The sequence below is a fragment of the Sinomonas terricola genome, assembly GCF_034931225.1.
Taxonomy (GTDB): Bacteria; Actinomycetota; Actinomycetes; order Actinomycetales; family Micrococcaceae; genus Sinomonas; species Sinomonas terricola.
The window spans coordinates 1-12,142 of the sequence record NZ_JAYGGQ010000004.1 but is presented as its reverse complement, the minus strand read 5'-3'; the positions used below and the strand labels follow the sequence as shown (position 1 = coordinate 12,142).

The following is a 12,142-nucleotide window of genomic DNA, read 5'->3' as shown; positions in this document are numbered from 1 at the left end:
ACCGTGGCGGACCTGATCCCGCGCAGCATCCCCGACCCCGACCCCGAGGCGAGGTTCTGGGACCAGCAGGCCGAGGCGAAGAAGGAGGTCGAGCGTCTCCAGCGCGGCGCCCCGCAGAGGTCCATGTCGATCAGCGACACCACAGGAGCCGGGATCCGCGCCGACACGACCGGGTTCTACACCGTCGACGCGACGGGGCACACAATCGGGATCCTGCAGACCTCGGATGGCACCTTCGTCGTCTACGACCCGGCAAGCAACCAGCCCCGCGCCCGGTTCGGCAAGCTCCTCTCCGACGGCTCCTACGGCGGGGAGATCTGGGACACAGTCAACGGCGTCTGGGTCAAGCTCGTCACCGGGTCCTCGGTGTCCTGGGCGGCGATCACGGGCAAGCCGTCCACGTTCCCCCCGAGCTCGCACACCCACCCCGGCGCTGACGTCACCTCGGCAGTCGCGGACGCGACCGGGTCGAGCTGGGGCTACAACAACAACGTCGGCGGAACCTCGTACTTCGCGATGTGGCAGGGCAACGACCTCAAGTTCGGGAAGAACACCTCGAGCATCCGCTACAAGGAGAACGCCCGCGAGCACTGGATCGACCCTGCCCGGGTCCTCGCCCTCCTGCCAGTCCTCTACGAGCGCATCAACGGCGGCCTAACCGAGTTCGGCCTGATCGCCGAGCAGGTCGCCGAGCACCTCCCCGAGCTCGTCCAGTGGTACGACGGCCGCATCGAGAGCGTCCGCTACGACCTTCTCGCCGTCGCATTACTAGGCCTCCTGCGCCACCAGGAAGAGCGCCTCGGAGCCCTCGAAGCAGCCATGCAGCAGGTGCTGCCCGCCTTCGCCCCGCCGGCAGCGGCGTGGACCGCAGCGCCGTCGACGGCGTGCAACAACCCGCCCGAGGTCATCCCTGCCCCCGATCCGTACACCATCGCACCCCAGCAAGGAGGCACGGCATGACCGCGAACCGAGCCATCGGCGTCCCCGTCACAGGGACATCGCCGAGCTATGTCGGCACGACCACCGTCGAGGCACGCCTCGCGCTCGCAGGCCTGTACGCGGAGAACGCGCCCGGCGTGCCGCGCTCGGGTGTCCTCGCACAGTCCGCCACGAACCTCGTCACGGCCCGTTCCGATGGGTTCTCATACGACATCGCCCCGTGCCAGCTGGTGATCGGCCGCGCGGCGAACGAGGGGGTCTACAACCCGACGCTTACGGGCACCACGAACGCCGTGTCGGCGGCGGCCCCGGGCTCGGGCTCGCGGTGGGACCTCGTGTATGTGCTCCAGCGGGACCCCGGCAAGGGCGACACCGACAACCAGCCAGTCGTCGGCGTCGTCCAGGGAGCGTCTGGGTCGACGCCGACCAAGCCCTACGGCTCAGTTCCCGCCGGAGCCTACGTGCTAGCCGAAGCCCAGATCTTCTCCGGCACGACGTACGCGTCCCAGTCTCCGAACACGATCGCCCAGGTGTGGCGGCACACGGCGGCGCGCGGCGCTCCGGTCCCGGTGCGGAACCAGGCGGAGCGGGACGAGATCACGAGCCCGTCGATCGGCATGTCGGCGAAGCGGCTCGATCGGAAGGGAACGCTCGAGCTGTGGGACGGCGCCAAATGGGTCGGAGGCGGTGGCGCGAGCTGCACGCTGACGACGGTCGGTGTCTCTCCGGTGCAGTCCTTCGCCGATGGCGCCTCCGTAGCGGTCCAGTTCGGCACCGCCGTCACGGACACGGACTCCATGTCGAACCTCGGGGCGCAGCCCACCAGGGTCACGATCACAGTTTCGGGCCGCTACAGCGTGGCCGGCGGGGCCGGGTTCTCCACGAATGCCGCAACCGGCCGCGTCGTGGCGTGGCTGAGGAAGAACGGCACGGACATCGGCTATGGGGGGCAGGCTGTCCCGATCACGAACAACGGGGCGCTCAGCCAGTACTCGGCGAAGGCCGCTGTCCCCAATCTCGACCTCGTCGCCGGGGACTACCTCGAGCTCATGGTCTCCCAGTCCTCCGGATTCCCCCAGAACATCAACGCAACCGCGTGGGACACCGGACACCTCTGCGTCGTGCAGGTGGGCTGAGGACGGAAAGCGTGTGGATCTTCAGACATGGGGCGGATTCCTGGCCTCTGTGGGGACGTTTCTCGGGGTGCTCGGCGGCGGTGTCGCGTGGCTGATCAACCGAGCGGACCGGAAGCGCGAGAGGAGAGAGCGCGAGTTGATAGCGGCTCTCAAGGAGCGCATCGAGGAGCTCAAGGCGGCAGTGCGCCGTCTCGAGCGGAAGCTGAGCGTGATGCGCCGCACGGCAGGGCAGTGGCGGGAGCAGCTCATCGCGAACGACATCGAGCCTGATCCTTCCGAGTGGCCCAAGGATGATGAGAATGACCGCTGAGTCTGAGTGGAATGAATCCCTCGCATGGCAGGAGAGCGACCTCAGCCGCCGCAACCGGGCGATGCGCAGGCGGAACCTGCTCCTGGTGGCGGCGGCGATCGCGGCGGTGCTGTTCGGGCTGGCGGCGGCATGGCTCGCCGTGGACAACCAGCGGCTGGCCGCCGCGCAGACCGCCGAGAAGCAGTCGCTCGCACAGGAGTTCGCTGCGGCGTGCCAGCGAGATGACTTCGCGGACACGACAGCCGGACGGAACATCTGTCGCAAGGCCCAGGATGTCGCCCAGAGCCCGGCCCCCGGCCCGGCAGGCCCCGCCGGGCGCGACGGCATCGACGGCAAGGACGGAGCGCAGGGCCCCGCTGGCGCCCCCGGAACCCCTGGCCCTCAGGGCAGCCCCGGGGCACAGGGACCGGCCGGCGCGGACGGGGCGACGGGGCAGCAGGGCCCGCCGGGACAGCAGGGCGCAGCCGGCCCCCCCGGCCCACAAGGCGGCCCGGGTCCCGCAGGCGCGACAGGGCCACCAGGTCCGGCAGGCCCTGCCCCGGCGAGCTTCACCTTCGTCGACGCCTCTGGGCGCACCTATACCTGCACGCCGGACCCGCCCGGGTCCACGACCTACACGTGCACCGCCAACTCTCTGATTGGAGGGAAATAGATGGGCTACATATGGCCGGTCGACCCCGAGTTCGAGGTCACCCAGGAGTTCGGAGCGAACCCCGGCGCAACGCTCCCCGACGGCACTCCAGTGAACCCGCCCGGGGGTCACACGGGACGCGACTTCGCCACGCCCATCGGGACGCCGGTCGTCGCGGTGGGCGATGGCGTGATCGACTTCGCGGGGCAGGCTGACTGGACGCCGAACGACAACCCGCTCTGGATGATGGGCTCCATCTGCATCATCCTCAACTGCGGCGACGCGCAGCCGGACTTCACCTACGGCCACCTCTCCAGCGTGTCGGTCACGGCGGGGCAGTCCGTCAGGCAGGGACAGGTCATCGGGTACACCGGCAACACCGGGGCCTCGACCGGCCCACATCTCCACTTCGAGGCTCTGCCCCCCGGCTACGCCCTCGATCAACGGACCTACGGGCGGGTGGATCCGCGCCGCTACTGCACCGGATTCCCATCCGGATTAGAACCCCAAGCGAACGACATCACCCCAATAGACACGGAAGGATTCCTCATGACCCTCTCAGACCAGGACCAGATCGAGGTCCGCGACAACCTGCGTAAGGTTGTCGGCGCGCTCGGTGCAGCGGAAGGCCCCGGTGACGTTGCCGAGATCCGGGACAACGTCCGGAAGCTCGTCTATGGACAGCTCACGCCGGAGCAGGTCGCTGCCGCGATCCCGACCGACATCGCCCAGCAGGTGTTCGACGAGCTCGGCAAGCGGCTCCAGACGGGAGCAGCCCATGGCTGACCATGTCGCCGAAGCCGCCGGTCCGACTCAGGCTGCCCACCCGTGGCGGGCATCCGTCCGCACCTTCGTCCAGACCGTCATCCCTGCGGCGATCGGATTCGGGCTCCTCGTCCCGGCCGTCGTCGACGCGTTCGTGTCCGGGTTCGGCCAGCAGCTCCCGCCCGCGGTCGTCGCGTGGCTGACCGCGGCCGCGCTCGCGGTCGGCGCGCTCGCGGCCACGCTCGCTCGGATCATGGCACTGCCGGCCGTCGTCGTGTGGACGGGCCGCTGGCTGCCGTGGATCGCCCCGGCGCCCCCCGGCGGCCCTGCGACCCAGACAGGCCCAGGAACGATCGCGCAGAGTCCGGACACAGTCGCGCCGCCGAGCCCGAGCCAATAGAAGGAACAGCGATGCCCCCGCCCTCCGGATCGGAGGGCGGGGGCATCGTCGCGTCGCCGGGCGAAGGTCTCGCAGTCGGGGCTCAGGTCCCGATTCGAAGCGAGATCGCTTTGAGCGCGCGATCGGCGTCCTTCGGGTTCGTGAGCCTGAACTCGGTGATTGAACCCGCGGTCGATATCACGAGGTACTTGTACGGGAACCGTTGGATCACGGTGACTGACGTGATGGCCTTCGTGGGGATATACGTCTTCCCAGAGCCGGCAGTGGTCAGTGCGCCGATCTTCGGCGAGCGAACGACCTCGATGTGCTGGTCGAACACGCCGAGGCTGATGGGCTGGTTTCCGTCGAGGGCGCGCACGACTTCCGCGGCCCCGTCGAATTCGGGGATCCCGAGCAGCTTCTTGAACACGATCGATCTCCTGTAGGTACGAGTGCTCGACGGCTTGAACCCGTCGGGTCTCATCACTCTAGAGCGAACTCGGGGGCGTTGTGAGGCTCTCTGTTAGAAGATCCTGCGCGATCGCTCGATATAGGTATGTGTTTTCTAGAGGTTATTGGGCATGCATTTCTGCGCGAACGTCGTGTGCGGCCCCGCCGGCCGCTCGTCCGGCTGCCTCCTGCGCGCGGGGGAGATCGTTCAGGGCCTCGAGCTCGCGCGTTCGCGCCGGCCCTCCGCGCGCCGCGACGCCGAGCTCGCGCGAGGGCCTGCGCGGCTCGCGCAGGCCCTCGCGATCGGCCGCGAGCACAACGGGGCCGCTCTCGAAGGCGGCGAGTTCCGGCTTGAGCCCCCGCCGCACCGTCCCGCATCCGTGCTCAACGGTCCGCGCGTGGGCGTGGCCGGCGCGGGCGGCTCGGCCGAGTATCCGTGGCGCTTCTGGCTAGCCGGGGAGCCGAGCGTTTCCGCCTACCGCGCCGCAAAGCCGCGGACCCGCGCTCGAGCCGCGGGAGACGCCGTCGTCCGCTGACGTTCAGATGGACGTTGCGAACATCGACGTCGCGGGGCCAGGGCACGTCTTCAGGTCTTATGCGGGGATCTACGCGGCGTCGAGCGGCGCCTCGGAGCGGGACGCGAGCCGGTCGAGCAGGCGGCCCCTGACCTCGGGCCACTCGTGGCCGAGCACGGAGAACATCGCGGTGTCGACGCGCCCGCCGTCGTGGCCGGGGCGGTATTCGCGCAGCGTCCCCTCATAGACGGCGCCGAGGTTGAGGAGTGCCTTCGCGCTGCGCCCGTTGCGCGTGTCCACGCGGAAGGCGACGCGGCTCACGCCGATGTCCTCGAACGCGTGGCCCATGAGGAGGAGCTTCGAGGCGGGATTGATCCCCGCGCCCCAATACGCTCGCCCGAAGAAGGTCCCGCCGATCTCGGCCCGCCCGTGCTGGGCGCTCAGCTCATAGAGCCCCGTCGTGCCCGCGAGCGAGCCGGTGTACGCATCGGCGACGGCGAAGGGGAGGGCCGCGGGGTCGTCGAGCCGCGCAACGAAGAGCCCAACGAGCTCTTCGACGCACTCGGGCCGCCGCGCGGCCATGCCTGACCAGAGCTCGGCGTCGATGAGCGGGAAGAGCTGCTCGGCCTGCAGGGGCGCAAGCGGCAGCAGGCGGACGCCGTGCCCGGCGAGCGCAACCGTGTGATGCATGCGGAATATTGAAGCACCTGCCCGACCTCCGCGGAATGGGGTCCGGGGCCATGTGGACATGAACATTGGGTAACGTGGAATGGTGACCCCTGAGAGCACCCCTTCCGGCCGCGCGTCGACCCCCTCGGATCCGCGGATTCCAGCGCCTCGAGGGGCCTCGGTCGATGACATCCTCGACCGTCTGTGCGCCACTGTGGAGGACTATCCGAAGCCGGGGATCACGTTCAAGGACCTCACGCCGGTCTTCGCCGATCCGGAGGGCTTCCGCGTGATCGTGCACGCGCTCACCGAACCGTTCGCGGGCCAGTTCGACCTCGTGGCGGGCGTCGAGGCCCGCGGCTTCCTCCTCGCCGCCGCGGCAGCGTTCGCGACGGGCACCGGGGTCATCACGGTGCGGAAGAAGGGGAAGCTCCCGCGGCGCACGATCTCCGAGGACTACGCGCTCGAATATGGGACGGCGACGCTCGAGGTGCACGAGGAGGACATTCCGCGGGGAACGCGCGTCCTCCTCCTCGACGACGTCCTCGCCACCGGCGGCACCCTCTCGGCGGCGACCCGCCTCATGGAGCGCACGGGCGCGCACGTGGCGGGCATCGGCGTCGTCCTCGAGCTCACGGGCCTCCACGGGCGGGCCGCGCTCGCGGGGCACCGGGTCCGCTCGCTTCAGCGCATCGCCGGCTGAGCACGCGGTTTCCGGCACGTTCACCCAAATCGCTGTAGAATGGACGGTCCGTCATTGCAGTAAGGGGAATGCGCCGATGCTCGACGCCGATCTGGCTCACGAACGCGACTACGTGAGGGGCCTGTACCGCCGGCTCGATGAGCTGCGGGACGAGAAACGCGGCCAGCTCGCGGCGGTGCGCAAGGCGGGCGCGATCGGCTCCGTGCAGAACATCTCGGAGCGGGACGCCTTCGCGGCGATGTATGAAGATCGGCTCGCCCAGCTCGACGCGGTCGAGGATCGGCTCGTGTTCGGCCGCCTCGACCTGGACGACGGCGAGGCCCAGTACATCGGGCGCATCGGCCTCAGCACGGATGACCTCCGGCGCCTCATGGTCGACTGGCGCGCCCCCGAGGCGAGCCACTTCTATCAGGCGACGGCGTTCGACCGCCAAGGTGTGCGGCGCCGCCGGCACCTCATCTTGCAGGGCCGCGACGTCAAGGCCATCGAGGACGACATCCTCGACTCGGACATGCTCGACGCTGCGCACCACCATCAAGGCGAAGGCGCCCTACTTGCGGCCCTCAATTCGAAGCGCACGGGCCGCATGGCGGACATCGTGAGCACGATCCAGGCCGAGCAGGACCGCATCATCCGCGCTCCGATGCCCGGCGCGCTCGTCGTGCAGGGCGGGCCGGGCACGGGCAAGACCGCCGTCGCGCTCCACCGCGCCGCGTACCTCCTGTACAGCCACCGTGACCGGCTCAAGTCGGCGGGCGTCCTGCTCGTGGGGCCGTCGCCGTCGTTCATGAAGTACATCGAACGCGTGCTGCCCTCGCTCGGCGAGACGGGCGTAGTCATGTCGAGCCTCGGGCGCCTCATGCCGGGCATCGCTGCGGTGCCGGAGGACGATGCCCGCATCGCGAAGCTCAAGGGGAGCCAGCGGATGGCCGAGGTCATCGCAGCGGCGGTCGCGAACCGGCAGCGCATCCCCGCGGGAGACAGGATCCTCGACGTCGAGGGGCAGAAGCTCCTGCTCACGCCGCGGCAGGTGCGCCGCGCGCGCGACAAGGCGCGCGCGACCGGGAAGCCCTACAACGAGGCCCGCAACACGTTCGTCAAGATCCTCCTGCGCGAGCTCACGGAGCAGCTCCAATCGAAGATCGAGGCCGCGAGCGTCGGGAACAACGCCGACCGGGCCTACCTGGCCGAGGACGTCCGCCAGGCGCGGGACGTGAGGGTCGCGCTCAACCTGTGCTGGATGCCGATGGCGCCGCAGAAGCTCCTCGCGGAGCTCTTCTCGAAGCGCGCGATCCTCGATGCGGTCGCGACGAACCTCACCGCCGAGGAGCGCGAACTCCTCGTGCGCCCAGTGGATGCCCCATGGACCGAGGCCGACGTCCCTCTGCTTGACGAAGCAGCCGAATTGCTCGGCGAGGCGGACGCGAGCGGCGGCTCGGAGGCCGCGCGCCGCGAGGCCGACCGCAGGCGCGACCTCGAGAACGCCGAGCGCACGCTCGCGAATCTCGACAGCTCGCTGCGCGAGCAGGGCATCGACGGGGTCGTGAGCGCCGAGGACCTCGCCGACTTCCAGGAGGCGCCCGAGGCGCGGCTCACGGCGGCCGAGCGCGCGGTCGGGGACCGCACATGGGCGTACGGCCACATCATCGTCGACGAGGCGCAGGAGCTTTCGTACATGCAGTGGCGCCTGCTCGTGCGCCGGTGCCCGCTCAAGTCGTTCACGATCGTGGGCGACATCGCCCAGACGAGCGCGTCCGCGGGGGCGTCGTCGTGGGGTTCCGCGCTCACGCCGTTCTTCGGCGACCGGTGGCAGCTCGAGGAGCTCACGGTCAACTACCGCACGCCGAGCCAGATCGCGGAGGCGGCGGCCCGCATGGCGGCCGCGGCGGGCCTCACCGTCTCGGCGCCGAAGGCCGTCCGCGAAGGGCAGTGGCCGCCGCTGGTCGACACGGTTCCGGCTGGCGAGGTCATTGGGAGGCTCGTGGCCTCCATGCCCGAGGAGCTCCGTGCGGCCGACGGCGGACTCGTCGCGGTGATCGCGCCGGAGGAGCTTGTGGTGCCCGCGCGGGCAGCGCTCCGCGACGTGTACGGGGCTCGCGTCGGCCAGGGCGCGGGCAGCTTCGACCAGGACATCGTCGTGATAGATCCGCGCGAGGCGAAGGGGCTCGAGTTCGACGTCGTCGTGGTCCTCGAACCGTCCCGCCTCGTGGACGCGCATCACGGCCGCGTCGGCGACCTATACGTCGCAATGACCCGGCCCACGCAGCGGCTGCGGCTCATCTCGTCCGAGCCCCTTCCTGCGGGCATCGAGGCCGAATTGGCCGTGGCGTGACTGATACCGTAGAAGCCGTGCCGCAGACACTACTCGATACGCAGAAGAACGATCCGAGCTTCCCGAATATCTGGCAGGAGCTCGTGTGGCGTGGCCTCGTCCACGTCTCGACCGATGAGGCGGAGCTCGAGGCTCTCCTCGCCGGGGATCCGATCACGTATTACTGCGGCTTCGATCCGACGGCCCCGAGCCTCCACCTCGGCAACCTCGTCCAGCTCCTGCTCCTTCGCCGCCTCCAGCTCGCGGGGCACAAGCCGTTGGGGCTCGTGGGCGGCTCGACGGGGCTCATCGGCGATCCGCGGCCGACGGCGGAGCGCACCCTCAATACGAAGGACACCGTTGCGGAGTGGGTCGGCTACCTCAAGGCCCAGGTGCAGCGCTTCCTGAGTTTCGAGGGCGAAAATGCCGCGCGCATGGTCAACAACCTCGACTGGACCGCACCGCTCTCGGCGATCGACTTCCTGCGGGATGTCGGCAAGCATTTCCGTGTCGGGACGATGCTCCGCAAGGACGCCGTCGCGTCACGGCTGGCCTCGGACGAGGGCATCTCGTACACCGAGTTCAGCTACCAGATCCTCCAGGGCATGGACTACCTCGAGCTGTTCCGGGACTACGGCTGCGTCCTGCAGACCGGTGGGTCGGACCAGTGGGGCAACCTCACGAGCGGGACGGAGCTCATCCGCAAGGTCGAGGGCAAGACCGTTCACGCGCTCGGGACGCCGCTCATCACGAACGCGGACGGGACGAAGTTCGGCAAGAGCGAGGGCAACGCCATCTGGCTCGACGCCGCCATGTGCTCGCCGTACGCGTTCTACCAGTTCTGGCTCAACACCGCGGACGCCGATGTGATCGACCGCCTCAAGGTGTTCACGTTCCTCACTCGCGCGGAGATCGAGGAGCTCGAGGCTGCCGTGCGAGAGCGGGCGTTCGCCCGCGAGGCACAGCGACGGCTCGCGTTCGAGGTCACGGCTGTGGTCCACGGAGTCGACGCGACCGAGAAGGTCATCGCGGCGTCGGCCGCCTTGTTCGGCAACGGAGACCTTGGCGTGCTCGACGAGGGCACGCTTGAGGCCGCGACCGCTGAATTGACGACGGCGGCAGTCACCGTCGATCAGCTCGGCATCATCGAGCTATTGGTCGCCACGGGCCTCTCCGAAAGCAAGTCCGCGGCCCGGCGCACCGTGGGGGAGGGCGGCGCGTACGTGAACAACATCAAGGTCACCGACCCCGAAGCTGTCGTGGATTCGGAGCTCGCGCTGCACGGCCGTTACTTCCTCGTCCGCCGCGGCAAGAAGAGCCTCGCGACGGCCATCCTGAAGGACTGACCCGACCGGCGCTAGCATCTCATCCGCCCAGAGCCCCGAGCGACACGCCCGGGGGTCTGGGCGGATTTGCTGTCTGAGTCGGGGCCGTGTACTGTATTTCGAGTCGCCGCCGCAGGGCGGAGACCGAAATCCTTTCCTTATTAGCCGCAAGGCGCGCCTCGGTTCGAAAACCGCGGATTTGCGCTGATGCGCTCGGGAAGGTAAATTAGAACATCGTTCCGCGGGGCGATGCCAGACTGAATTGCTCTGGTTATTCCGTAGGGGCCTGTTGTTTGAGAACTCAATAGCGTGCCATGTTTGATCGACGCCATTTTTTTGATGGCTGGATTTGCCTGGCCTGCCGCACCCCCGTGTGGTTTGGCCGGGTTTTCGGCTTGGATCGGATTGCCGGTTTGCGTCTTTTTCCGGGCGCGGCTGGTTTTCTTTGTTTTTTCGTTTTTGACGGAGAGTTTGATCCTGGCTCAGGATGAACGCTGGCGGCGTGCTTAACACATGCAAGTCGGACGATGATGCCCTTCGGGGTGGATTAGTGGCGAACGGGTGAGTAACACGTGAGCAACCTGCCCTTGACTCTGGGATAAGCCTGGGAAGCTGGGTCTAATACCGGATATGTGCCTCCTGCCGCATGGTGGGGGGTGGAAAGCCTTGTGCGGTCTTGGATGGGCTCGCGGCCTATCAGCTTGTTGGTGGGGTGATGGCCTACCAAGGCGACGACGGGTAGCCGGCCTGAGAGGGTGACCGGCCACACTGGGACTGAGACACGGCCCAGACTCCTACGGGAGGCAGCAGTGGGGAATATTGCACAATGGGCGCAAGCCTGATGCAGCGACGCCGCGTGGGGGATGACGGCCTTCGGGTTGTAAACCCCTTTCGGCAGGGGACAAGCCGCTTCGGCGGTGAGGGTACCTGCGGAAGAAGCGCCGGCTAACTACGTGCCAGCAGCCGCGGTAATACGTAGGGCGCGAGCGTTATCCGGAATTATTGGGCGTAAAGAGCTCGTAGGCGGTTTGTCGCGTCTGCTGTGAAAGCCCGGGGCTCAACCCCGGGTCTGCAGTGGGTACGGGCAGGCTGGAGTGCAGTAGGGGAGACTGGAATTCCTGGTGTAGCGGTGAAATGCGCAGATATCAGGAGGAACACCGATGGCGAAGGCAGGTCTCTGGGCTGTAACTGACGCTGAGGAGCGAAAGCGTGGGGAGCGAACAGGATTAGATACCCTGGTAGTCCACGCCGTAAACGTTGGGCACTAGGTGTGGGGGGCATTCCACGTCCTCCGCGCCGCAGCTAACGCATTAAGTGCCCCGCCTGGGGAGTACGGCCGCAAGGCTAAAACTCAAAGGAATTGACGGGGGCCCGCACAAGCGGCGGAGCATGCGGATTAATTCGATGCAACGCGAAGAACCTTACCAAGGCTTGACATGGGCCGGATCGCCTCAGAGATGGGGCTTCCCTTCGGGGCCGGTCCACAGGTGGTGCATGGTTGTCGTCAGCTCGTGTCGTGAGATGTTGGGTTAAGTCCCGCAACGAGCGCAACCCTCGTTCCATGTTGCCAGCACGTAAGGGTGGGGACTCATGGGAGACTGCCGGGGTCAACTCGGAGGAAGGTGGGGACGACGTCAAATCATCATGCCCCTTATGCCTTGGGCTTCACGCATGCTACAATGGCCGGTACAAAGGGTTGCGATGCTGTGAGGCTGAGCCAATCCCAGAAAGCCGGTCTCAGTTCGGATTGGGGTCTGCAACTCGACCCCATGAAGTCGGAGTCGCTAGTAATCGCAGATCAGCAACGCTGCGGTGAATACGTTCCCGGGCCTTGTACACACCGCCCGTCAAGTCACGAAAGTCGGTAACACCCGAAGCCGGTGGCCCAACCCTTGTGGGGGGAGCCGTCGAAGGTGGGACTGGCGATTGGGACTAAGTCGTAACAAGGTAGCCGTACCGGAAGGTGCGGCTGGATCACCTCCTTTCTAAGGAGCCCCTCCTCCCGGGGG

The 12,142-nt window shown here is 67.8% G+C and carries 12 protein-coding genes and 1 rRNA gene; 11 read left to right on the top strand and 2 right to left on the bottom strand.

The window, feature by feature from the left end; all coding sequences use genetic code 11:
* The first annotated feature begins 3 nt into the window (after positions 1 to 3).
* The 6 genes from SPF06_RS07020 to SPF06_RS06995 are packed head-to-tail and all read left to right on the top strand — an operon-like array spanning position 4 to position 4,181.
* On the top strand, positions 4 to 960 hold the full coding sequence (locus SPF06_RS07020) for a tail fiber domain-containing protein (protein ID WP_323278312.1): 957 nt from the start codon (positions 4 to 6) through the stop codon (positions 958 to 960).
* The gene (locus SPF06_RS07015) at positions 957 to 2,075 is read left to right on the top strand and encodes a hypothetical protein (RefSeq protein WP_323278311.1); all 1,119 of its coding nucleotides are present in this window, start codon (positions 957 to 959) and stop codon (positions 2,073 to 2,075) included. Before SPF06_RS07020 ends, SPF06_RS07015 begins: the two co-directional genes overlap by 4 nt.
* 13 nt (positions 2,076 to 2,088) lie before the next feature.
* The gene (locus SPF06_RS07010; RefSeq protein WP_323278310.1) at positions 2,089 to 2,385 is read left to right on the top strand and encodes a prefoldin domain-containing protein; all 297 of its coding nucleotides are present in this window, start codon (positions 2,089 to 2,091) and stop codon (positions 2,383 to 2,385) included.
* On the top strand, positions 2,375 to 3,037 hold the full coding sequence (locus SPF06_RS07005; protein ID WP_323278309.1) for a collagen-like triple helix repeat-containing protein: 663 nt from the start codon (positions 2,375 to 2,377) through the stop codon (positions 3,035 to 3,037). Before SPF06_RS07010 ends, SPF06_RS07005 begins: the two co-directional genes overlap by 11 nt.
* Complete coding sequence (locus SPF06_RS07000; RefSeq protein WP_323278308.1) at positions 3,038 to 3,802, top strand: M23 family metallopeptidase; 765 nt, start codon at positions 3,038 to 3,040, stop codon at positions 3,800 to 3,802. It begins immediately after the preceding gene.
* Complete coding sequence (locus SPF06_RS06995; RefSeq protein WP_323278307.1) at positions 3,795 to 4,181, top strand: hypothetical protein; 387 nt, start codon at positions 3,795 to 3,797, stop codon at positions 4,179 to 4,181. The genes SPF06_RS07000 and SPF06_RS06995 overlap by 8 nt, the downstream gene beginning before the upstream one ends.
* A gap of 82 nt (positions 4,182 to 4,263) precedes the next feature.
* Here SPF06_RS06995 and SPF06_RS06990 read toward each other — a convergent pair whose 3' ends face one another.
* Positions 4,264 to 4,590 (bottom strand): hypothetical protein, encoded by a 327-nt coding sequence (locus tag SPF06_RS06990; RefSeq protein WP_323278306.1) that lies wholly within the window; start codon positions 4,588 to 4,590, stop codon positions 4,264 to 4,266.
* A 151-nt stretch (positions 4,591 to 4,741) separates the two neighbouring features.
* Between SPF06_RS06990 and SPF06_RS06985 the strand changes: the two genes are divergently transcribed.
* Positions 4,742 to 5,146: a DNA-3-methyladenine glycosylase gene (locus tag SPF06_RS06985; RefSeq protein ID WP_323278305.1), complete on the top strand. Its 405-nt coding sequence runs from the start codon at positions 4,742 to 4,744 to the stop codon at positions 5,144 to 5,146.
* Between the two features lie 69 nt (positions 5,147 to 5,215).
* On the opposite strand, the gene SPF06_RS06980 is transcribed toward SPF06_RS06985, so the two are convergent.
* Positions 5,216 to 5,815, bottom strand: coding sequence for a GNAT family N-acetyltransferase (locus SPF06_RS06980; protein WP_323278304.1), 600 nt, complete (start codon positions 5,813 to 5,815; stop codon positions 5,216 to 5,218).
* Positions 5,816 to 5,951: 136 nt separating this feature from the next.
* On the opposite strand from SPF06_RS06980, the gene SPF06_RS06975 reads away from it, so the two are divergent.
* From SPF06_RS06975 to SPF06_RS06960, 4 genes are all read left to right on the top strand, one after another.
* On the top strand, positions 5,952 to 6,497 hold the full coding sequence (locus SPF06_RS06975) for an adenine phosphoribosyltransferase (protein WP_323278543.1): 546 nt from the start codon (positions 5,952 to 5,954) through the stop codon (positions 6,495 to 6,497).
* A 76-nt stretch (positions 6,498 to 6,573) separates the two neighbouring features.
* Positions 6,574 to 8,829, top strand: a complete 2,256-nt coding sequence (locus tag SPF06_RS06970; RefSeq protein ID WP_323278303.1) for a HelD family protein — start codon at positions 6,574 to 6,576, stop codon at positions 8,827 to 8,829.
* 17 nt (positions 8,830 to 8,846) lie between these two features.
* A complete protein-coding gene (gene tyrS / locus SPF06_RS06965; protein ID WP_323278302.1) occupies positions 8,847 to 10,154 on the top strand; it encodes a tyrosine--tRNA ligase in 1,308 nt (435 codons plus the stop codon).
* 438 nt (positions 10,155 to 10,592) lie between these two features.
* Positions 10,593 to 12,118: ribosomal RNA gene (locus SPF06_RS06960) — 16S ribosomal RNA — on the top strand.
* Positions 12,119 to 12,142: the final 24 nt, after the last annotated feature.

What these genes read in the sequence shown, in the direction of transcription:
- SPF06_RS07015 (WP_323278311.1), top strand. Translation starts at nt 957, where the DNA reads ATGACCGCGAACCGAGCCATCGGCGTCCCCGTCACAGGGACATCGCCG.
- SPF06_RS07005 (WP_323278309.1), top strand. Translation starts at nt 2,375, where the DNA reads ATGACCGCTGAGTCTGAGTGGAATGAATCCCTCGCATGGCAGGAGAGC.
- SPF06_RS07000 (WP_323278308.1), top strand. Translation starts at nt 3,038, where the DNA reads ATGGGCTACATATGGCCGGTCGACCCCGAGTTCGAGGTCACCCAGGAG.
- SPF06_RS06995 (WP_323278307.1), top strand. Translation starts at nt 3,795, where the DNA reads ATGGCTGACCATGTCGCCGAAGCCGCCGGTCCGACTCAGGCTGCCCAC.
- SPF06_RS06985 (WP_323278305.1), top strand. Translation starts at nt 4,742, where the DNA reads ATGCATTTCTGCGCGAACGTCGTGTGCGGCCCCGCCGGCCGCTCGTCC.
- SPF06_RS06980 (WP_323278304.1), bottom strand. Translation starts at nt 5,815, where the DNA reads ATGCATCACACGGTTGCGCTCGCCGGGCACGGCGTCCGCCTGCTGCCG.
- SPF06_RS06970 (WP_323278303.1), top strand. Translation starts at nt 6,574, where the DNA reads ATGCTCGACGCCGATCTGGCTCACGAACGCGACTACGTGAGGGGCCTG.